Annotated in this window: 19 protein-coding genes; 7 read left to right on the top strand and 12 right to left on the bottom strand. The window is 61.7% G+C overall.

The window, feature by feature from the left end; translation table 11 throughout:
• Nucleotides 1-13 precede the first annotated feature (13 nt).
• The 3 genes from EV660_RS00975 to EV660_RS00965 are packed head-to-tail and all read right to left on the bottom strand — an operon-like array spanning nt 14 to nt 2,282.
• Nucleotides 14-1,003 (bottom strand): DUF6352 family protein, encoded by a 990-nt coding sequence (locus EV660_RS00975; protein ID WP_071481780.1) that lies wholly within the window; start codon nt 1,001-1,003, stop codon nt 14-16.
• The gene (locus tag EV660_RS00970) at nt 1,003-1,551 is read right to left on the bottom strand and encodes a DUF6505 family protein (RefSeq protein WP_071481781.1); all 549 of its coding nucleotides are present in this window, start codon (nt 1,549-1,551) and stop codon (nt 1,003-1,005) included. Before EV660_RS00970 ends, EV660_RS00975 begins: the two co-directional genes overlap by 1 nt.
• The gene (locus tag EV660_RS00965; RefSeq protein WP_071481782.1) at nt 1,548-2,282 is read right to left on the bottom strand and encodes a biotin/lipoate--protein ligase family protein; all 735 of its coding nucleotides are present in this window, start codon (nt 2,280-2,282) and stop codon (nt 1,548-1,550) included. The genes EV660_RS00970 and EV660_RS00965 overlap by 4 nt, the downstream gene beginning before the upstream one ends.
• A gap of 150 nt (nt 2,283-2,432) precedes the next feature.
• Here EV660_RS00965 and EV660_RS00960 point away from each other — a divergent pair, with 150 nt between their 5' ends.
• A complete protein-coding gene (locus EV660_RS00960) occupies nt 2,433-4,337 on the top strand; it encodes a 4Fe-4S dicluster domain-containing protein (RefSeq protein ID WP_198510643.1) in 1,905 nt (634 codons plus the stop codon).
• Nucleotides 4,338-4,626: 289 nt separating this feature from the next.
• Here the strand turns inward: EV660_RS00960 and EV660_RS00955 are convergent, their stop codons facing one another.
• From EV660_RS00955 to EV660_RS00920, 8 genes are all read right to left on the bottom strand, one after another.
• Complete coding sequence (locus tag EV660_RS00955; RefSeq protein ID WP_100319280.1) at nt 4,627-6,192, bottom strand: cisplatin damage response ATP-dependent DNA ligase; 1,566 nt, start codon at nt 6,190-6,192, stop codon at nt 4,627-4,629.
• Nucleotides 6,192-7,199, bottom strand: coding sequence for a ligase-associated DNA damage response exonuclease (locus EV660_RS00950; protein ID WP_071481785.1), 1,008 nt, complete (start codon nt 7,197-7,199; stop codon nt 6,192-6,194). Before EV660_RS00950 ends, EV660_RS00955 begins: the two co-directional genes overlap by 1 nt.
• Before the next feature lie 94 nt (nt 7,200-7,293).
• Nucleotides 7,294-8,256, bottom strand: coding sequence for a threonine-phosphate decarboxylase CobD (gene cobD / locus EV660_RS00945; RefSeq protein WP_071481786.1), 963 nt, complete (start codon nt 8,254-8,256; stop codon nt 7,294-7,296).
• A 117-nt stretch (nt 8,257-8,373) separates the two neighbouring features.
• Nucleotides 8,374-9,246, bottom strand: coding sequence for a dimethyl sulfoxide reductase anchor subunit family protein (locus tag EV660_RS00940; RefSeq protein WP_071481787.1), 873 nt, complete (start codon nt 9,244-9,246; stop codon nt 8,374-8,376).
• A 1-nt stretch (nt 9,247) separates the two neighbouring features.
• Complete coding sequence (locus tag EV660_RS00935) at nt 9,248-10,009, bottom strand: 4Fe-4S dicluster domain-containing protein (protein WP_071481788.1); 762 nt, start codon at nt 10,007-10,009, stop codon at nt 9,248-9,250.
• A 78-nt stretch (nt 10,010-10,087) separates the two neighbouring features.
• Nucleotides 10,088-12,910, bottom strand: coding sequence for a molybdopterin-dependent oxidoreductase (locus EV660_RS00930; protein WP_084635161.1), 2,823 nt, complete (start codon nt 12,908-12,910; stop codon nt 10,088-10,090).
• A 200-nt stretch (nt 12,911-13,110) separates the two neighbouring features.
• On the bottom strand, nt 13,111-13,785 hold the full coding sequence (locus tag EV660_RS00925) for an NUDIX hydrolase (protein WP_071481790.1): 675 nt from the start codon (nt 13,783-13,785) through the stop codon (nt 13,111-13,113).
• Nucleotides 13,769-14,173 (bottom strand): DUF983 domain-containing protein, encoded by a 405-nt coding sequence (locus EV660_RS00920; protein WP_071481791.1) that lies wholly within the window; start codon nt 14,171-14,173, stop codon nt 13,769-13,771. The genes EV660_RS00925 and EV660_RS00920 overlap by 17 nt, the downstream gene beginning before the upstream one ends.
• Before the next feature lie 181 nt (nt 14,174-14,354).
• Here EV660_RS00920 and EV660_RS00915 point away from each other — a divergent pair, with 181 nt between their 5' ends.
• From EV660_RS00915 to EV660_RS00900, 4 genes are read left to right on the top strand one after another with little or no spacing between them, the layout of a single operon-like run.
• A complete protein-coding gene (locus EV660_RS00915) occupies nt 14,355-14,798 on the top strand; it encodes an EF-hand domain-containing protein (protein WP_071481792.1) in 444 nt (147 codons plus the stop codon).
• Between the two features lie 56 nt (nt 14,799-14,854).
• Nucleotides 14,855-15,433: an RNA polymerase sigma factor gene (locus tag EV660_RS00910; RefSeq protein ID WP_071481793.1), complete on the top strand. Its 579-nt coding sequence runs from the start codon at nt 14,855-14,857 to the stop codon at nt 15,431-15,433.
• Entirely contained in the window at nt 15,417-15,833 is a 417-nt protein-coding gene (locus tag EV660_RS00905; RefSeq protein WP_071481794.1) for a hypothetical protein, read from the top strand. The genes EV660_RS00910 and EV660_RS00905 overlap by 17 nt, the downstream gene beginning before the upstream one ends.
• Before the next feature lie 3 nt (nt 15,834-15,836).
• Entirely contained in the window at nt 15,837-16,310 is a 474-nt protein-coding gene (locus EV660_RS00900) for a periplasmic heavy metal sensor (protein ID WP_071481795.1), read from the top strand.
• Here the strand turns inward: EV660_RS00900 and EV660_RS00895 are convergent.
• Nucleotides 16,267-17,745 (bottom strand): diguanylate cyclase, encoded by a 1,479-nt coding sequence (locus EV660_RS00895; protein ID WP_071481796.1) that lies wholly within the window; start codon nt 17,743-17,745, stop codon nt 16,267-16,269. The genes EV660_RS00900 and EV660_RS00895 overlap by 44 nt on opposite strands.
• Before the next feature lie 88 nt (nt 17,746-17,833).
• Here EV660_RS00895 and EV660_RS00890 point away from each other — a divergent pair, with 88 nt between their 5' ends.
• Nucleotides 17,834-18,127, top strand: a complete 294-nt coding sequence (locus tag EV660_RS00890) for a DUF3572 domain-containing protein (protein WP_071481797.1) — start codon at nt 17,834-17,836, stop codon at nt 18,125-18,127.
• 78 nt (nt 18,128-18,205) lie between these two features.
• The gene (aspS, locus tag EV660_RS00885; protein WP_071481798.1) at nt 18,206-19,987 is read left to right on the top strand and encodes an aspartate--tRNA ligase; all 1,782 of its coding nucleotides are present in this window, start codon (nt 18,206-18,208) and stop codon (nt 19,985-19,987) included.
• Nucleotides 19,988-20,264: the final 277 nt, after the last annotated feature.

The following is a 20,264-nucleotide window of genomic DNA, read 5'->3' as shown; positions in this document are numbered from 1 at the left end:
GGTGCAACCTTCCTCAGTTCAGCGCAGGCTCTGCCAGGGGCAGGCCCGTCAACAGGTTTTGCGGCTTCATGCGGATCGCGCCATCCGCACCCAGACCAAGGATCAACCAGATCGGCTGTCCACGCAAGTCTGGCCGGATGCGGGCGGTATCTGCCACCTCCATGCGGAACAGGCCAACAAGCGTTGCAGGCATGGGCCGGCCATGCCACAGCGCATTGCCAATCGCGGTGCCCACCGGGTCCAGCCCGACAAACCACTGCAAATCAACCTCATCCGCGCGGGTCTGGGGGGTGATCGCCACCTCCAGCGCCAGCATATGGCGCACAAAGGCTTCCAGCGCTTGCGCCATGCCGCGCCTTGCCTCCGGGTCACCACCGAAATTCAGCACCATTGTATGCGCATCAGATCGGGACCAATAGGTCCATTCATTGCCACCCCCCAGCACATCAAGGCTGTCCACACCGCCTGAAAACATCGCCGTCAGGGGCGAGGCGTGCATTTCCTGTTCATGAAGCTGGACAAGTTCCTCATCTGCCAGCAGCAGCTTGTCGTCCTTGATATGGCTGCGCTGGGGCCGAAAGAAACATTCGGCCGCGCGCAGCACTTGCGGGTCATCACAACCATCCAGCGCATTGCGCAGGATAAGCTGCACCAGTTGCGCCATGAAGACCGCCGGAAATACCGCGCCATCCCGCATGATCTGCGCATAGCCCTCCTCAATCGTCCCTGCCGCCAGCAACCTGTCTCGCAGCCCCAGAAGAAAACGCCAGTTTTCCTGCGCATCGCGGTCTTGCAGCGCGGTCACCTCCATTTCAGACACTTTCGCGCGCGGGCTTGCCATCAGCCTTTTGTGCAAGCTGCGTTCTGCCACGCACGCATCGGCGGGGGGCAACACTTCGGGTCGGGCCAGCCATGCAAGGATCAGCTCATCCGTAACCAGCATCCGCCCGGCGCGGTCCAGCCGTGTCAGATGATGGCCAGAGGCAACCCAGAATTCAGGCATCAGTCATCCCCCCTCAATGCAAACAGATCGACATGATCCTCGACCTCTTCGACAAAATGAAATGCGCGGTCATGGCCCTGCAAGTGACTGCCGGAAAACGCGGTCTCATCACGCGGCTTGAGTGTGCGGAACTGCTCCATGATCGCGCCATCTTCCTTGTGGCGACGGTGCAGCGCAATCAAGGTGTTCAGCGGATGCGCCGCGCACAGGCTTTCCGACAGCGCCACTTCCTCTTCCGCAGCGGGGCGCGCAGCCTCCAGCGACGGCGCCCCCAGATGGGTGACAAGGTTTTGCGCCAGCACCTCAACCATCGCGGCGCGTTCCTGTGCGCTGGCCTCCTGCACTGTCACCAGTGTTGAATGCCCGAAACTGTCCACACCCAGAAAGCCCGAGCGAAAGGCTATCGCTTCCTTGCGGGTCAGGCTGTCAGGCGCACGCCCCCAGAACAGGAATGTGCCCGGCACCGCCCATTCGCCCGGCTCTGCCGCTTGGGCAAACACGACCTTGTCGGACGCGTCCAGCCGTATGGTGCGCGGCAACCGCGTCACAGCTTTGGCCCCGTTTCATCACGCCAACCCGTGCTGCCCAGCGCCTCCAGCAGCGGGGCAGAGCGTGTGCCGCCCCCCGAAGGCGTCATCTCGACCAGCCGATCCCCCTCGACCCGGCGCACCCCGCGCAGCAAGGGCGGGTCGATGCGCATCAGGTAACGGTTGGTCACCGCCTCGATCCCGTCATGCGCCCAGCGGTCGAAATACAGCATCATGTAGCTGGCAAAGGTCGAGATGATATCTTCGGCAGGGTCAAACACCTCTTCCGCCAGCGAGGTCGAATCCGGGAAACGGCCGGGTTCCTCAAGCTGGTCCCGATCCGCAATCAGTTCAACCGCGAAAACCATCCAGTCGGGCACATCCTCCGGCCCGCCCCCCGGCGCAACCTGAAACCGCCCGCCACCAAGGCGCGCCTTGTCAAAACGCAGCTCATCCGGCCAGTTCAGGCGGACGGCGCGTTCAGGCGGGCAATGAGCGGCCAGCGCATCAGCCACAGCCACCATGCCCAGCAAAAATGCCATCTGCGCCTGCGCAAGGGGCTGTTCCGGCTCCAGCACCACGGCAAAGGCCAGACGCCCCGGTGACTGATGCACAACCAGTGTTCCCGCACCTTCTGTCGGTGCCAGTTGCGCTGCATGGTGCAAAACATCGGCCTGATCGGTGCGGTGCAGCGTATAAGGGGGCGGCAGGGCAATCTTGCCCGCCTCGCTGGTTTCAGACGCGGTTTGCATATATCCTCCCTGTCGCGATCTTGCGCATAGGTGCTACCCTTTGCGCCACATGCGGTCTATATGCCTGTCAGATAGTCCAGCCAAAGGCCAGAGAAAAGCCCGATGCCAGATCACCAGAAAACCCGCCTTATCTGCACCTGCGAAGCGACCATGACGCTTGATCCCGCAAAACTTGGGGCCGAGGGGCGCGCGGCCAGCCAGCTTTGCCGCGCACAGCTGGATCATTTTCGCGCCGCCCTGGGCACGTTTGCCGATGTGACCGTCGCCTGCACACAAGAAGCGCCACTCTTCACCGAATTGGCCGAGGATGCGGGCTTTGACGGAAACCTGCGTTTCGTCAACATCCGCGAAACCGCAGGCTGGTCGCAAGAGGGCGCACACGCCGCCCCCAAGATGGCGGCCCTTCTGGCAATGGCCGAAATGGACGCCACGCCATTTGAAGTTGTCAGCCTTGAAAGCAACGGTATCGCCCTGATTCTGGGGCGTGATCAGGTCGCGCTGGATGTGGCGCGCGATATGTCCGACAGTCTGGACATCACCGTATTGCTGACCCCCGGCGCAGATGTCGTGCCACCGCGCCAGACCACGTGGCCTGTGCTTCAGGGCAGCATTCGCCGCGCGAAAGGCCATCTGGGCGCGTATGAGCTTACCGTAGATGACTACGCCGCCCCTGCCCCATCATCTCGTGCAAAGCTTGAATTTGAGGACGCGCGCAACGGGGCCGTTTCGCGCTGTGATCTGGTGATCGACCTGACCGGCGGACAAGCGCTGTTTCACGAAACCCGCCCCGGCTATTTCCGCGCCGATCCGCGCGATGCGCGTGCCGTTGCGACACTGGTCAAACAGGCCGCGCAGATGGTGGGCACATTCGACAAGCCCAAATATATCGACTTTACGCCCAACCTGTGCGCGCATTCGCGCAACACATTGACCGGCTGCACCCGCTGTCTGGACCTCTGCCCGACAGGCGCGATCACCTCGGCGGGCGATACGGTCGCGATCGACCCGAATATCTGCGCGGGTTGCGGCCAATGCGCCGCTGCCTGCCCGACAGGGGCCGCCGCCTATGCGCTGCCTGTGGTGGACAATATCGCCGCGCGCCTGCGCGCAGGTCTGGCCGCGTATCTTGATGCAGGCGCGAAAGATGCGCCTGTCATCCTGTTCCATGACGAGGGGCATGGCGCGTCGCTGATAGATGCCAGCGCGCGGTTCGGGCGCGGACTGCCTGCGCATGTGATCCCGGTGCAGGTGAATGAACCCAGCCAGATCGGCCCGGAACTGATGGCCGCAGCGCTGGCCTATGGGGCGGGCGCTGTGCGGGTTCTGGCCAAGGAGCGCCCCGCGCATCCGCTGGACGGGCTGGCCGACAGCCTCGCCCTGATGGATCGGGTCTGCGCCCAGACAGGCCACGGTACGGGCCTGTGCGCGCTGATCCAGACAGATGACCCGGATGCGCTGGATGCCGCCCTGTGGCACCCCGCCACGCCTGCACGCGCCAAACGCTCGCGCTTTTTGCCGCCCCGTGACAAACGCGGCCTGCTGGTGCTGGCGATGGAGGAATTGAACCAGACCGCCCCGCACCCGGCAGAGGTGATTGCCCTGCCGAAGGGCGCGCCATTCGGCAGGGTTGATCTGGATCTCGACGCCTGCACCCTGTGTCTGGCCTGTGTCGGCGCATGTCCTGCCGGGGCGCTGTCGGACAACCCCGATATGCCGATGCTGCGCTTTACCGAAAGCGCCTGTGTGCAATGTGGCATCTGTGCTGCCACCTGCCCTGAACAGGCCATAACACTGGCCCCGCAAATGGATTTCAACGCATGGTCCGCACCCAAACGCGTATTGAAGGAAGAGGAACCCTTTGCCTGCACATCTTGTGGCAAGGCCTTTGGCACGCGCGCCAGTATCGACCGCGTGATGGAAAAACTTGACGGCCACTGGATGTTCTCTGGCACGGCAGGCGCGGATCGCAAGCGCCTACTGACCATGTGCGATGATTGCCGCACGCGCGAGGTGGTGATTGCGGGCTTTGACCCGCATGAGAAGGCCGGTAGCTGACACGCGCGGACCAATCCGCCGCGCATTGCCGGGCCGCGGTGCGGCGATCAAAGATTCAATCTGTGGCGGTTTATGCTGGCCAAATCCGCACAAGATCAAAGCTATGCGCAGGTGGCAGCCAAATCGCCGTGCCCGTGGGCGGCCCGGCGATGCGCGGCGGCGCATTGCGCCTTGGCTCCGCGCTTGGTGCGAAAATACCCTCCCCAAAGCCCTCGCATCAACACTCTCCAAAGAGGCGACACAAGGGCTGACGGCCAGATGCGGCAGGGCATGAGGCAGCAGCCGAACCCTATTGCGGCGGCAACATGCGCAGCAGCGCGTCCAGTTGGTCGGCCTCTGACGCGGGCTTGTCGTCGCGGATGCGCGAGATGCGCGGAAAGCGCATTGCCACGCCCGATTTATGGCGCGGCGACCGGTTAAGCCCCTCAAAAGCCACCTCAACCACTTTTTCCGGCCTGACCGCGCGGACAGGGCCAAACCGGTCCACCGTATTGTCGCGGACAAAACGATCCAGCGCCTTCAATTCGGCATCCGTGAAGCCGAAATAAGCCTTGCCCACGGGAACCAGCGTGTCACCATCCCACAGCCCGAAGGTGAAATCTGAATAATAGCCCGAGCGTTTGCCATGCCCGCGCTGCGCATAGAGCAGCACAGCATCCACCAGCATCGGGTCGCGCTTCCATTTGAACCAATGCCCCTTTATCCGCCCGGCCAGATAAGGACTGGCGCGGTGCTTTATCATCACCCCTTCTATCACGGCATCATGCGGCGCGGCGCGCAGGGCGGCCACGGTGTCCCAAGTGTCAAAGGGCAGCAGCGCCGACAGGTCAATGCGCGCAGGATCAAGCGTTTGCACAGCGGCCTCCAGCGCGGCACGGCGCTGCGCAAATGGCAAGGGGCGCAGATCGCGCCCTTGCCACAGCAGCACATCATAGACCCGCAACGCCGCCGGGTGCGAGGCCAGCATCGCCGCACTAACCCGCTTGCGCCCCAGTCGGGTTTGCAGATCGTTGAAGGGCGCGACCTGATCGCCGCGCCGCACCAGCAATTCGCCATCCAGTGCGCCGTCGAAATCCATCGCGGCAATCACATCGGGAAAGGCTGCGGAAATATCGTCCCCTGTGCGAGAATAAAGCCGACGTGTCCCCCCCTCGGAAACGGCCTGTACGCGGATGCCGTCCCATTTCCATTCCGCGACATAATCGGCCGGGTCCAGCGCGGCCAGCGCATCTGCATCGGTCGGGGTCGAAAGCATAACGGGCCGGAAGGGGGCCAGGGCGGCGCTGACGGGCTTGGGGCCTTTTTCCGCCCAATGAAAAAGGCTTTCATATGGTGGCGTCAGCCCGTGCCAGATTTCTTCAACCTCGGCCAGATCCAGCCCGCCGTAATCGGCCACCGCCTGACGCGCCAATCGCGCGGACACCCCCACGCGCAAGCCCCCTGTTGCCAGTTTCAGATAAGCAAAGCGTTGCGACGGGCTTAACCCGTCCAGCCGCGCCGTAATCAGCGCTGGGAGGTCAGCCTTTGGGGTATTCTGCAATTCCTCGACCAGCGCATGAAGCGGCACATCACGCCCATCGGCCCCGCCCGGCCAAATCAGCGCGATGGTTTCGGCCAGATCACCCACGAAGTCATAGGACAAGGCGAACAGCTCTGCATCCACGCGCCCAGACACGATTTTGCGCAGCAATGACGGTGTCACCGCGCGCTGGTCCAGATCACCTGTCAGCGCGGCCAGTGCCAGGCCACGATCCGGGTCGGGTGTGGCGGCAAAATACCCCGCCAGATGCGCCAGTTTCAGGCTGCGGCGCGGGGTAAAGGCCAGCCGTTCCAGCAAATCTGCAAAATCACCGATCATTCCGGTTCATCCTCATAGCCCACCAGCCGCAAGGGGCGCGCCTTGCGCTGGTGCATCTCGCACCAGCGCAGGATCGCATCTTCGCGCCCATGCGTGACCCATGTTTCGGCCGGGTCAAGTTCGGTGATGGTCTGGGTAAGTTGCGGCCAATCGACATGGTCGGAAATCACCAGCGGCAATTCGACCCCGCGCTGGCGTGCCCGCGCGCGCACCATCATCCAGCCAGAGGCGAAACTGATCACCGGGTCCGGAAAACGCTGCGCCCATGTCGCCGCAAAGGCCGAAGGCGGGGCCAGAATGATCGCGCCCGCAAAATCGCCTTTCTTGCCGCGCGCCACAGTTGCAGGCCGCAGATCCCCAAGCGCGATTCCTTGCGCGATGTGATAGTCACACAGCTTTTGCAAAGCACCGTGAATATAGATCGGTGCGTCATAGCCCGCCGCACGCAGCAACATGATTACGCGCTGCGCCTTGCCCAGCGCATACGCACCCACCAGATGCGCACGGTCGGGGAAAGCGGCGACCGAGGACAGCAGTTTTGTAATCTCGTCCTGCGGGTCAGGATGACGGAACACCGGCAGTGCAAAAGTGGCCTCGGTCACCAGTATATCGCAAGCCACGGGTTCCCACGGGGCGCAGGCCGCATTGGGGGTGCGGGTGTAATCGCCCGTCACCACAACGCGACCGCCCGGCCCCGCAATACAGACCTGCGCCGAGCCGAGCACATGGCCAGCCGGGTGAAAACTGACCTCGACCCCGCCAATCCGGCAGACCCCTTCGGCCACCTGACGCGACTGTGTGAAATCCGCGCCATAGCGCAGCGCCATAATGTCGAGCGTCTGGCGTGTGGCCATAACAGCACCGTGGCCCGCGCGGGCATGGTCGGCATGGCCGTGGGTGATCAGCGCACGCGGCACCGGGCGCAGCGGATCAACATAGAAATCGCCATCGGGGCAATACAACCCTTCTGGTCGGGTTATCAGCGGTGGCGGGTTTGGGGGCATGGTCTCTACATCTGGTTCGAGGCTGCTTTGGCCATAGCATAGCGCCGCAGTCGGTCAGGCCAAGCACAGAGCAATTCGTCTCAGATACGCCCTTTCAGGCACCGCCCTGCAACGCGGCTTCCAGTCGTGCCCATTCCGTTTCATTCCCCGGCAGTCCAAGGCGCAGCCAGTGCGGGGAATAGGGAAAGATACGGCTCCAGATCTGTGCTGCTGCAAGGACCGTCTGCGCTGCGGCGGCATCGGGGGTGTGATAGGTCCGAAACAACAGTGTTCCGCCGACAAGCTGCCATTCGGCTTGCTGCGCCAGAGCATCGAGCCTTGCACTATCAGCGCGCAGGCGGGTGCAGGTCTGGTCGTGCCATGTGCTGTCATCCAGCGCGATGCGCCCCAGTTCCAGCGCGGCCCCGCTGACGGGCCAGGGGCCGGCCATCTGTGACAGGGCGGTTGTGACCTCTGGCCCCGCAAAGGCAAAGCCCAGACGCAGACCGGCCAGCCCCCAGAATTTGCCGAAGGATCGCAGCACGATCAAGCGGTCGCAGGCATGGGCGGCAAGCGACACATCCGGCACAGGGTCAGCAAAGCTTTCATCGACGACAAGGCACCCGACCTGCTGCGAGATGGCGCGCAACTGCTTTGGGTCATGATGGCGACCGTCGGGGTTGTTCGGGTTGACGACGATGGCCAGATCAGCCCCTGCCAAGGCGCTGATCTTGTCCACCTCGACCACCTGCCAACCAACCGCGCGCAGACAGGCGGCATGTTCGTTATATGTGGGGGACAGTATTCTGGCCTCGCCCACAGGCAAAAGGCGCGGGATCATCTGGATTGCGGCCTGCGCACCTGCCAGTGCAACGCCAAGCGCGTCTGTGCCAAAGGCTTGGCGCGCTGCGCGCATCAGGGCCGCTTGCGCGCTGCGGGTCGGTAGGTCGGTCCAGACATGTGCAGGCAGGTTGGGCACAGGATAGGGTTGGCGGTTTATGCCTGTGGACAGATCTATCCAGTCCTGTCCGCCAAAGCGGGCCTGTGCCTGATCTATATTCCCGCCGTGATCGCGCATGTGCCGTATTGCCTGATTGCCCCGTGCTTCTGTGCCTTTCCCAGACGATCGGTGCAAGAGGGAACCGGGCGATATGAAACGATGCGGCACGGCGCTGCGCGGGTTGCAAGGCCCATCTCACCGTTTGCCATAATACAGGCCCACGACATGCTCGGCCTCGGCAAAGAACAACCATCGTTGCGCCAGCATGCCCGCGATATGGGCCAGCAGTGCGATAAGCACAATCACATAGCCCGCAGGCAACAGCAACGCGATGACAGGCAGCACCACCCCCAAGCCCAAGGCGATGACCCGCAATTTATGCGCATGTTTGCGGCCCACGACATGCACCATCTCGCGCAGCAGATAATTGCGCCCCGAATGCGGCGGCTCCAGCAGGCGAACACGCCCGAAACGCCCCAGACCGGTGGCTGTTCCCGTGTCGCTGCGCGCTTGGGCGAAACGCTGATCGCCTATGACCCAATGAACGATCATGGCCAGCCCCAGCGCCAGCATCAGCCATAGCGCAAGGGTTTGTTGCGCTGCCAGAAGCGCCCCGCCTGCGAGCGCGGCCAGCACAAATACGGGCGGCGTTGACCAGTGATGCCAGCGCGGCACAGCGCGGATCTGGGCGTAGATCATGGCCGTGGCGAATATGGTGGCGAGGGCCAGCACGGCCCCCAGCCAGCCAAGCAATGGCAAAGGCGTGTCCCAAAACACCGAAGCCGCCGCATGTGGGGCCATGACAAGCAGGCTGGCCACCGCAAGCACCGCTTCGCGCGACAGCCAGCTGGAGCGCCATTGCGAAAAAGCCTTCAGCGCGCGTTCGGGGTGGCCCAGATGAAACGCCGCCGCGATCAGCCCGATACCCGCCAACCCGTAGCCGAGCCCGAACAGGATAAACGCCGCCAGTCCCGTGGGCACGCGCAGCCCAAGGCCCAGCCAGACCAGAAGGCCAAACCCCATGCCTGACAGGACCGTAAACAGAATGAGTGAGGGGGCCGGATGCATGTCAGAGCTTCTCCAATGCGCGGTCAAGCCAGCCAAGGAAACCAGCGGCCTTTGCCTCTGATGCGCCGCTGCTGGATGGCGTTTCACACAGGCTGGCAAGGTCGGGCATTTGCAATGTGTCGCGCCCGCGCGGAGGCAGGTATTTGTTGACAGGGCGGGTGCCTTGTTCCGGCATCAGATCGAACCCGCCGCGTTCCGCGACAAGCTGGCTGACTGCGCTATCTGGGTCGCCCAGATCGCCGAAATGGCGCGCACCGGCGGGGCATGTGCGCACGCAGGCGGGTTCACGGTCCTGTTCAGGCAGGTTGTCATTATAGATGCGGTCCACGCAGAGGGTGCATTTCTTCATGACCTTCTCGGCCCCGTCCATCTCGCGCGCGCCATAGGGACAGGCCCAGGCGCATAGCCCGCAGCCGATACAGTCGGTTTCATTGACCAGCACTATGCCGTCCTCGACGCGCTTGTAGCTGGCCCCGGTGGGACAGACCGTGACGCAGGGCGCATCATCGCAATGCAGGCAGGATTTGGGGAAATGCACCACCATTGGCGGGGCGGCATCGCGCGTGACCTCGAAACTATGGACACGGTTCAGGAATGTGCCCTCAGGGCTTTCGCCATAAGCGTCCATGTCCGAGAGTGGCGCGCCATAATTCTCGGTGTTCCAGCCTTTGCAGGAAATCACGCAGGCATGACAGCCCACGCAGGTATCGAGATCAATGACAAGGCCAAGCTTGCGGGTGCTGGGGGGCGGCAAACTGGTCATGTGGGGCACCCCATCGAGGTTCCGCCCGTGGCCCGCGTTGTAATGTGAGTATTTATGGCAAGAAAATGCAACATACGCCTAGTCCTTTACCTGATGCGCCAGATCGCGCGCGGGGGCAGGAAGGGGCGAGGATTGCGCCTTAGGGGCCGGGTAGCTGATGCTTTGACCGGCCGGGGCCTTTTCGATTTTCACGCGCAGGTCATACCATGCCGCCTGTCCGGTGACCGGGTCGGAATTGGCCCAGCGCAGCCCGTCGCCCCTGGGCGGCAGGAGTTCGTGGATAAGGTGATTGAGAAGCGCGGATTTCGTGGCCTCTGGCGCGCTTGGGTCCAGCGCCCATGCCCCGCGCCGCTTGGCAATGGCGTTCCATGTCCAGACAGTGTGGGGGTTGAGCGCATCCATGCGCACCACCGGCAAGGTGATACGCCCATGCGGTGAGGTGAGAACCGCCCAATCCCCGTCGGCAAAGCCATGCTGCGCCCATAGGCTGCCCGAGACATAGAGCGGCGTGTGTCCATGGATCTGGCGCAGCCATGCGTTCTGGCTGCCCCAACTGTGATAATGCGCCATCGGACGTTGGGTCAGCGCGTGAACGGGGTAGTCGGCCCGGTCGGTAATGGCATCGGTAAAGGTGGGGTACCAGACTGGCAGCGGGTCCATACTCTCGATCAGGCGCGCGCGCAGATGATCGGGGGGCTGGCGGTGGCCATGCCCTTCGGCAGCAAGCTGGAACTTGCGCAAGGGTTCAGAATAGAGGTTGAAGACATAGGGCTGCGGGCTGTCATAAAGCCCGCGCGACACGGCCCAGTCCTGATAGGCGGCATTCCACGGTTTGTAGAATTGCGCCTCGGCTGGGATATGGTCGATCCAGAAGCCACCGTTTTCGATATAGCGCTCGATCTGGTCGAGGTTGGGGCTGCCGCGCCCCTTGCCCGCGCCATCGGCACCGCGAAAGCCCGCAAGTGGGCCGATACCGGGGCGGCGTTCGTGGTTGGTGATGTAATCGGCGTAATCCTTGAATTTCGGCGTCCCATCGTCGCGCACCATGCCGGGCAGGCCAAGCCGCGCGCCAAGGTCCAGCAGCACGGATTGAAAGGGGCGCACATTGCGTTCTGGCGTGACCACAGGCCAACGGATAGAGTCGGCCAGCGCCTCGGCCTCGCAGATGGGCCGGTCGAGAAGCGAGATACAGTCATGGCGTTCAAGATAGGTGGTATCCGGCAGGATAAGATCGGCAAAGGCCACCATTTCAGAGCTATAGGCGTCCGAATAGATGATGCGCGGGATCTTGTAGCTGCCATCCTCGTTCTGATCCGTCAGCATTTCCATGACGGCGCTGGTATTCATCGACGAATTCCACGCCATATTCGCCATATACAGAAACAGCGTGTCGATGTCATAGGGGTCGCCCGCATGAGCGTTGGAGATGACCATATGCATCAGCCCATGCGCCGACAGCGGCGCGTCCCATGAAAACGCCTTGTCGATGCGTTTGGGCTGGCCTGCGTCATCTACAAGCAGATGTTCCGGCCCCAGCGGATAGCCCAGATGCGGGCCGTCCAGCGGCTGGCCGGGGCTATGGCCTGCATGGGGGCGGGGGTGTCCTTCGGGGGGCTTGGGATAGGGGGGCTTGAAGCGAAAGCCGCCCGGTGTTTCGACAGAGCCGATCAGGATTTGCAGCATATGCAGGGCGCGGGCCGTCTGAAACCCGTTGGAATGCGCCGAGACACCGCGCATGGCATGCATGGCGACGGGACGCCCTGTCATGCTGGCGTGTTTCACGCCACGAAAATCGGTCCAGGGCTGGTTGATCGTGATTTCTTCCTCGAATGCAACCCGCGCAATCTCGCTGGCGATGGCGCGAATACGGGAGGGGGCGATGCCGCAGCGCCGTGCCACATTCTCCGGGGCGTAGTCGGGCGACAGGTAGCGATCGGCCAGATGGCGAAACACCGGCAGATGCGTGACCCCGCCGATTTCGACCCCATTGGCCAGATCAGGCGCGATATCGGGGCTGTCCCATGCCAAAGCACGGCCCGTGCGACGGTCGCGCACCAGCGGCTTGCCATCCTCATCGCGCAAAAACAGCCCTTTTTCCGGCCCTTCATGCGCATTCACCAGATAAGGGGCGTTGGTGTAGCGGATCAGATAGCCAAGGTCGATCTTGCCCGCGCGCAGCAATTCATGCACCAGCGACAGGATGAACAGACCATCCGTGCCGGGCGTGATGCCGACCCAGTCATCTGCGACCGCGTTGTAGCCAGAGCGGATAGGGTTGACGCCGATCACCCGCGCGCCGCGCGCCTTCAGCTTGCCCAGACCCATCTTGATCGGGTTGGAGTCGTGATCCTCGGCCACGCCGAAAAGCAAAAACAGCTTTGTGCGATCCCAGTCGGGCTGGCCGAATTCCCAGAACGACCCGCCCATCGTGTAAATGCCTGCCGCTGCCATGTTGACGCTGCAAAAGCCCCCATGCGCGGCCCAGTTCGGTGTTCCAAATGCCTGCGCCCACCAACCTGTGAAGCTTTGGCTTTGATCGCGGCCTGTGAAAAAGGCCAGCTTTTCCGGGGCCGTGTCGCGCAGCGGCTTGAGCCAATCCGTCGCCAACTGCAACGCTTCATCCCATGAGATTTCTTCAAACTCGCCCGAGCCACGCGGCCCGACACGCTTGAGCGGTGCGCGCAGCCGGGCGGGGGAGAGGTGCTGCATTATACCCGCGCTGCCCTTGGCACAAAGCACGCCCTTGTTCACCGGATGGTCGCGATTGCCCTCGATATAGGCAACGCGCCCGGCTTTCATATGGACGTCGATTCCACAGCGACAGGCACACATGTAACAGGTTGTCTTGCGGACCTCGTCCGAGACCTGTGGCGACAGGTCCGGCGCCGGTTGGCTTGGCATCCCCATGTTCCTCCCGTTTCTGTTCCGCTGCGGGGTGTAAATGCGGAAACGTGTTTTGCGCATCTGAGCAGAAATGGGACATGGTTGTCCAGAAATTATACATGAGCCGGAAAAAAATTGGCGTACTGAAACAAGGCGCTAAGCCATGCCGATGCATATTCGCGCAGGGCTATCGGACAGGAGGGTGCGAAGAATGCGGTTCAGGCGATGCGGCGGAAGGTCGACACTTCAGTCGAGTTGTCGAAAAACGGCACCGAATCTGCCATCTCTTCGCCCGCAATATGGGCTTGTGCTTCAGCCAACACGACTTCGGTAATGAACGGCAGGTTCAAGCGCCGCGCCTCGCGCAGGGACACCCAGTGCAGATGGCTTAATTCATCGCAGGCGGACGAGAAGTCGTCCAGATCCCCAATTACAGCCTCGGCATTGGCCAGAAAGAAGCGCGCATCGAAGCGCCGGGGCCGACCCGGTGGTGTAATGGCCCGGAAAATATAGCGTAGCCCATATGCATCGGGCACCAGCCCCTGTTCGGCAAACCCGCGCCAGTCCGCTGGCGGGTCAGGCCACGCGCCCGCGCATCCCAACATCAGGCCGGTTTCTTCCCACAATTCGCGGATTGCGGCGACGGCAAGGGCCTGCGGCGCGTCATGGCCTTGTGCAAGGCGGGCGATGCATGCTTGCGCCAAAGGGCGCGCCAAGGTGACTTCGCGATCTGTTGCATCCACCGCGCCGCCCGGAAAAACAAATTTCTCGGGCATGAAGGCGGCCTTGCTGCCACGCTGGCCCATCAGGACGCGGGCATCCTCGCCCGTGCCACGAATCAGCAGGACCGATGCCGCATCTCGAATTGCAGTCTTGTCAGCGCTGGCGTTCATTCGCCCCCTCGAAGCCGTGCATACGGCGTGACCATTGAATGGCGACGATCATGCCCTTGAACCGCGGCAGAAGGAATAGGGAAAGCGCAACCAGCAGGCCAGCAAAGACCCCGAACATGACCGCCGGGTGCCAGTCCCAGGCGAACATGGCCGCAACCATCAGTGGCGTGACCACTTTCAACGTGACCAGCATGGTCAGATAGGCTGGCCCGTCATCGGCGCGCTGATGGCTCAGGTCTTCGCCACAATTCGGACAATTGTCCCGCACTTTCAGGTACCGCTCCAACATGGGGCCGTCGCCACAGGCGGGGCATTTACACTGCACACCGCGCAAGATTGCGGGGCCGAGTGGTCGGTCATCGGTCAATTTCACTTCTGCCAGGGTCATGTTCGCGCTCCATGTAACCAAGGGGTCCAGATACAGGCGTCATGCGCAGAAAAACACCCCTCATGCATATTTTGCGACGCGATGCCGCAACGCGGCGCGAAAAATTGCGACGGAAACAGTCACAACCCGCGTTTGAGGAAGTATCGAGAGGCGAATGTCCGCCTGCAGAGGAGAGATACTGATGAACAAACTTAGCCTTGCCGCCATGATCGGCGCAGTGATGCTGACAACAGCCCCCGCAATGGCGCAGACCCGTATGTCGATGCCCAGTTTTGAACAACTTGACGGTGAAAGCAGCGGCAGCCTGTCGCTTGAAGATTTCCGCGCAGGGCTGGATCAGCACCGTGAAGCCGCCATTGACCAGACCATCGCGCGCATGATGGAACATGCCGATGAAAATGGTATGCTGGACGAAGCCGCCTTGCGCGCAGGTCTGGCAGAGATGCGCCCGGAGGCACGCTCGGAACAACGCGCCGAGCGGCGCGCGGACATGACCTCGCGCTTGTTCTCGCGGATCGACAGAAATGATGATGGCGTGATTGATGAAGCAGAGTATCAGCGCTTTACCGAAATGATGTCAAAGCGCGGCGAGAATACGCGGCCACGGTGGCGCGGTCGGGACTGATATGGTGCGGGCCGGGCACGGAATTCCGCGCCCGGCCTGCAAGGAAAGGCACATATATGCCGCTGGAACAGCGACCGGGTGATGATCAGGCGGCATTGCTGGCGCGGTTTGTTGCGGGTGACCGCCATGCCGCCGAAGCACTTACCGACCTGATTGCGCCGCGTATCCTGCGATTTGCGGCGCGTATGTTGGGCGATCTGGCCGAGGCAGAGGATGTGACACAGGAAGCGATGTTGCGATTGTGGCGTATGGCCCCCGACTGGCAAAGCGGGGCGGCACAACCTGCAACATGGGTGTACCGGGTGGCCGCAAACCTATGTACCGACAGGTTGCGCCGCCGCCGGAAGATGCTGCATGAAGTACCGGAACTGCCCGATACGTCACCCAGCCAGCACGCACAAATGATGCAGACCGCACGAATACAGGCACTAGAGGCAGCGCTGTCACAGTTGCCGGAACGCCAGCGTCAAGCCGTGATCCTGCGCCACCTCGAAGGGATGTCAAACCCAGAGATTGCAGCAATCATGATGCTGGGGGTTGAAGCTGTGGAAAGCCTGACGGCACGGGGAAAACGCAACTTGTCCGCCATTCTGGCCGGCGACCGCGAAGCATTGGGGTATGATGATGACGATTGAGAAGAATAACATGTCTGCGCCGGATCATAATGCCGAGGGCCGCAACCAACAGGATGCGGACCACCTGATGCTGTTTCTTGATGCGGCACGCGACAGCCCGCCAGAGATGAGCACATCGCTGCGCGAGCGGATTCTGACAGATGCGATGGCCAGTCGCACAGCGCCCGCGCGCCCAACAGTGAACGCTTTGGGCTGGCGCAACTGGTTTTCGGGCTGGGCTGCGCCAGGATTTGCAGGCGGGGTGACGGTGGCGGTGCTTGGGTTCTGGATCGGCGTGACAATGCCAATGCCTGTCATGGCTCTTGATGCCCCTGAATGGCTACAAGGCGCGCTGGGATATCTGGACTTGATGGCGGTTCAGTTGATTGGGATAGATGACCCGCTCTTGATGGAGTTCTGAGACATGGAGCAGACGAAACCAAAACGCCGCATTCCGTGGTTGAAACTTGCGCTTGCGGGGTCGCTGGTTCTGAACGTGCTGGTGGTGGGCATGTTGTGGGGGGTCATGACACGGACGACACAAGAAGGGTCGTTGCTGCGCAGTTCGGTTGCGGCCCTACCGGCCGAGGACCGGCGCGAATTGCGCCGCGCGACAGGTGCGATCCTGCGCGAGGCGCGGCGACAGTCCGAAGGTGGTGCGGGTGCCCCCCAACAGATGCTTGCCGCCCTGCGCGCAGATGATTTTGACCCCGATACATTCTCGGATGCGTTGCGTCAGGCGCAGGACCGCTTGCTGCGCATGAGCACCCAGATGCATGAGCAGTTGCTGGAAAAAGTCAGCGCGATGTCGCGTGAAGAACGCCACGCCTATGCAGATTCGTTTGAAGAGCGGATCAGGACCCGCCCCGCGCGCAGCGCACCACGCAATCGTGATTGACCTCTGTCCCAAGGGGCGCACCGTCTGCGACAGCATCCGCGCATTGCCCGATGGCGACCCGGTTCCGCCCGGTCGATTTCGCAACGCGCAAAGCATGATCGGCAAGGTCAACAACCAGTCTGATCTGGTCCAGCCGGTTGATATACGCATCGCTTTGCGCGCTCTGCTGGACGGTAACCCCGATAGAGGCCGTGATGTTCAGACTGTAATTCCCATTGCTTAGCCGGTAGGCACGCCCTTCGATCCGCGCGCGGATATTCTCGGCCATGGCATGCGCCTGTGTCATGTCCGCATCTGGCAGAACGACCAGAAATTCTTCGCCACCGTAGCGCGCCAGCAGATCTTTCGGGCCGATCGCGTCGCGCATCCGGGCCGCAGCTTCGACCAGAACCTCATCCCCCGCGACATGCCCGAAACTGTCATTGACCTGCTTGAAATTATCCAGATCAATCAGCAAAAGGGCATAGGTCAGACTTGGGGCGTCGGCTGGTGTCATAACAATATCTGACAGGCGCGACATTGCATAACGGCGGTTGAACAGCCCGGTCAGAGAGTCACGGGATGCAAGGTCAAGCTCTACGCCAATGGCATGGCGCATTGCATCAATACGGTGCTTGCGCTTGACCATTGCGCGCAAACGCAACTGGGTTTCCTCTGTGTCCAGCGGCAGGGACAGCACTTCTTCTGCGCCCAGATCCAGCGCCATGGCGCGCTGCGATTTCGCGTCTTCCTGCAACAGAACGGCAATCGGAATGCGGCGGGTCGCATGGCGCGCGCGCAATTCCGAAATAAGGTGAATACCGTGTTCTTGCAGCACTTCAGGGGCCAGCAGCAGGATGTCCGGCTTTCGCTGTCCGAACTTGCCCGCCAGAATATCGGTGACATTGCATGAATCATGGAAAATCCGGGCTGCGCCAGCATCCAGAATATCGTCGCTGGACCCGGCAAAGACATTGCGCCCGCGCACCAGTGTCACGCGCCCATCGGGCCTGAACAGCGAAACCGCTTCTGCCAGCCCGTGGCGCAGACCGGGCGTCGCCCTGGCCTGATAATCCTGCTCGAACGCACTGGCGCGCAACAGCGAGCGGATGCGCGACATCAGGAACGCATCATCCATCGGTTTGTTGAAAAATTCATCTGCCCCGGCTTCCAGCGCAAGCAAACGCGTGCTGCGCGCACTGTCGGCAGAAAACAGGATAATCGGCACATTGCGGGTCTTTGGGTCTTCACGCAGGCGGGTGCAGATTTCGAGCCCCGTCGTATCGGGCAAGTTGCAATCCAGCAAGATCAGATCCGGCACGCTCTCCGCCACAAGGCGCAGCGCCTCTGCACCATTGGATGCAAGGCGGGTTTCATAACAGGCAGCCGTCAACTTCGCCCGAAGGATCATGCGGCTAAGTAGCATGTCATCCACCACAAGAATTTGAGCAGGCATTGTGGCTATTCCCCAATTCGCTTATCTGTTTCTTAATAAATATAGCGAAGTGGTTAACAAACCCTTTCCGACAATGAGGGTAATTTTAATGAATGACGCACGCGCTGAAGAAATTTCCTTGGCCGCATTGGGCTGGCTATGTGCACAAGACGAACTTTTGCCGGTGTTTCTGGCGGCCAGCGGTGCCAATGCGCAGGACTTGCGCGCAGAATTGTTAACGGATAGCGGGCCGGACAGAAATTTACTGGTGGCGGTTCTGGACTTCATTCTCATGCGCGATGACACTGTCATCGCCTGCTGCGATGCTCAAGGGCTGGCATTTGACCAACTGGCCCACGCACATGCGCTTCTGTCAGGGACAGCACAGATGCACTGGACCTGAGCCAACGGGCCTTGACTTCTGGCCCGCCAGATTGTGTATCGCCACAGCCGGACGACTTGCAGCCAAAAGGGGCATATCATGCACGCCTATCGCAGCCATACCTGCGCCGATCTGACCGCCGCCCATGTGGGTGAAACCGTGCGCCTGTCAGGCTGGGTGCATCGCATCCGTGACCACGGCGGCGTTTTGTTCATTGACCTGCGTGACCATTTCGGAATTACGCAAGTGCTGGCTGACAGCGATTCTGCCGCGTTCAAGGATATTGAAAAGCTGCGCGCCGAATATTGCATCCGCATTGAGGGCACCGTCAAGGCGCGCGATGCAAGCCTGATCAACAGCAAGCTGAAAACCGGCGAGATTGAAGTCTATGCCCGGTCCATGGATGTGCTTGGCGCGGCCGATGATCTGCCCCTGCCTGTGTTCGGAGAGCCGGATTACCCCGAAGAAACGCGGCTTGCCTACCGCTTTCTGGACCTGCGCCGCGATGGGCTTCATGCGAATATGATGCTGCGCTCCAATGTGGTGCGGTCGATGCGCAACCGTATGTGGGACACGGGTTTCACGGAATTCCAGACACCGATCATCACCGCCTCCAGCCCAGAGGGTGCGCGCGATTTCCTCGTGCCCTCGCGCCTGCATCCCGGCAAGTTCTATGCGCTGCCACAGGCCCCGCAGCAGTTCAAGCAGCTGATCATGGTGTCGGGCTTTGACAAGTATTTCCAGATCGCGCCCTGTTTCCGCGACGAAGACCCCCGCGCCGACCGTTCGCCCACCGATTTCTACCAGCTTGATGTCGAGATGAGTTTTGTCGAGCAGGAAGACGTGTTTTCTGCTGTCGGGCCAGTGCTGCAAGGCGTGTTCGAGGAATTTGCAGGCGACAAGAAGGTTGATCCTTGTGCCGAGTGGCCGCGCATCCCCTACGCGGAGTCGCTGTTGAAATACGGCTCTGACAAGCCGGATTTGCGCAACCCGATTGAGATGCAGGTCGTGTCCGAGCATTTCCGCGGGTCTGGTTTCGCGATTTTTGCGAAACTGCTGGAAAACGAAGGCACCGAGATTCGCGCCATTCCCGCACCGACTGGCGGCTCGCGCAAGTTCTGTGACCGCATGAACAGCTTTGCGCAGGCGCAGGGGCTGCCGGGGATGGGGTATATTTTCTGGCGTGCGGGCGAAAACGGGCTGGAAGCTGCTGGCCCGCTGGCCAAGAATATCGGCCCCGAACGCACCGAGGCCATTCGCACCCAGCTTGGTCTGGGCGAAGGCGATGCAGCGTTTTTCCTTGGTGGCAAGCCTGCCCAGTTCGAGGGTGTCGCCGCGAAAGCGCGCGACGAGATCGGGCGCGAGTTGAAGCTGGTGGACGAAAACCGCTTCGCCTTTGCCTGGATCGTCGATTTCCCGATGTATGAGGCCGATGCCGAGACAGGCAAGGTGGATTTCAGCCACAATCCGTTCTCCATGCCGCAAGGCGGGATGGCCGCGCTGGAGGGTGACCCGTTGGCTGTGAAGGGGTATCAGTATGATCTGGCCTGCAACGGGTATGAAATCCTGTCAGGGGCGATTCGCAACCACAAGCCAGAGATCATGTATCGCGCCTTTGAAATCGCGGGTTACCCCAATTCCGAAGTGGACAAGCGCTTCGGCGGCATGGTCAAGGCATTCAAATTCGGTGCCCCCCCGCATGGTGGCTGTGCTGCCGGGATTGATCGGATCGTCATGTTGCTGGCGGATGAGGCGAATATCCGTCAGGTGATCATGTTCCCAATGAACCAGCGCGCCGAAGATCTGCTGCTGGAAGCGCCATCGGTTGCCACCAATGAGCAGTTGCGCGACCTGGGGCTGCGGATCGCCCCGAAAGACTAGGCCGCGATATGTGTGCCTGACGCCAGTTGCCGCCAAGAGTGGGGATGGTCCGGGATACGGGACCAAACTGACGCTGAAGTGCGCGGGCTTGAGGCCGAAAGCGGTTGTGCATCACCGGGCCGCGGTGCGGTGATGCGCGGTTAAACCCATAGTACGTTAGGCTTGGCAAATCCGCACAAGATCAAATTTGCCCGCTGGAGGCGGCCCAAGCCCCGTGCGGTGGCGGTAGCCGTTTCGGTCGCGGCGGCGCTTGTTGCATTCATCCACTGTCCGCCCC

The sequence above is a fragment of the Roseinatronobacter bogoriensis DSM 18756 genome (genome assembly GCF_004366635.1).
Taxonomy (GTDB): domain Bacteria; phylum Pseudomonadota; class Alphaproteobacteria; order Rhodobacterales; family Rhodobacteraceae; genus Roseinatronobacter; species Roseinatronobacter bogoriensis.
This window is presented reverse-complemented; position numbering and strand designations above follow the sequence as displayed.

Coding starts and splice junctions, on each gene's coding strand:
- EV660_RS00975 (WP_071481780.1), bottom strand. CDS start 1,003: ATGCCTGAATTCTGGGTTGCCTCTGGCCATCATCTGACACGGCTGGAC.
- EV660_RS00965 (WP_071481782.1), bottom strand. CDS start 2,282: ATGCAAACCGCGTCTGAAACCAGCGAGGCGGGCAAGATTGCCCTGCCG.
- EV660_RS00960 (WP_198510643.1), top strand. CDS start 2,433: ATGACGCTTGATCCCGCAAAACTTGGGGCCGAGGGGCGCGCGGCCAGC.
- EV660_RS00950 (WP_071481785.1), bottom strand. CDS start 7,199: ATGCCCCCAAACCCGCCACCGCTGATAACCCGACCAGAAGGGTTGTAT.
- cobD (WP_071481786.1), bottom strand. CDS start 8,256: ATGCGCGATCACGGCGGGAATATAGATCAGGCACAGGCCCGCTTTGGC.
- EV660_RS00940 (WP_071481787.1), bottom strand. CDS start 9,246: ATGCATCCGGCCCCCTCACTCATTCTGTTTACGGTCCTGTCAGGCATG.
- EV660_RS00935 (WP_071481788.1), bottom strand. CDS start 10,009: ATGACCAGTTTGCCGCCCCCCAGCACCCGCAAGCTTGGCCTTGTCATT.
- EV660_RS00930 (WP_084635161.1), bottom strand. CDS start 12,910: ATGCCAAGCCAACCGGCGCCGGACCTGTCGCCACAGGTCTCGGACGAG.
- EV660_RS00925 (WP_071481790.1), bottom strand. CDS start 13,785: ATGAACGCCAGCGCTGACAAGACTGCAATTCGAGATGCGGCATCGGTC.
- EV660_RS00920 (WP_071481791.1), bottom strand. CDS start 14,173: ATGACCCTGGCAGAAGTGAAATTGACCGATGACCGACCACTCGGCCCC.
- EV660_RS00915 (WP_071481792.1), top strand. CDS start 14,355: ATGAACAAACTTAGCCTTGCCGCCATGATCGGCGCAGTGATGCTGACA.
- EV660_RS00910 (WP_071481793.1), top strand. CDS start 14,855: ATGCCGCTGGAACAGCGACCGGGTGATGATCAGGCGGCATTGCTGGCG.
- EV660_RS00905 (WP_071481794.1), top strand. CDS start 15,417: ATGATGATGACGATTGAGAAGAATAACATGTCTGCGCCGGATCATAAT.
- EV660_RS00900 (WP_071481795.1), top strand. CDS start 15,837: ATGGAGCAGACGAAACCAAAACGCCGCATTCCGTGGTTGAAACTTGCG.
- EV660_RS00895 (WP_071481796.1), bottom strand. CDS start 17,745: ATGCCTGCTCAAATTCTTGTGGTGGATGACATGCTACTTAGCCGCATG.
- EV660_RS00890 (WP_071481797.1), top strand. CDS start 17,834: ATGAATGACGCACGCGCTGAAGAAATTTCCTTGGCCGCATTGGGCTGG.
- aspS (WP_071481798.1), top strand. CDS start 18,206: ATGCACGCCTATCGCAGCCATACCTGCGCCGATCTGACCGCCGCCCAT.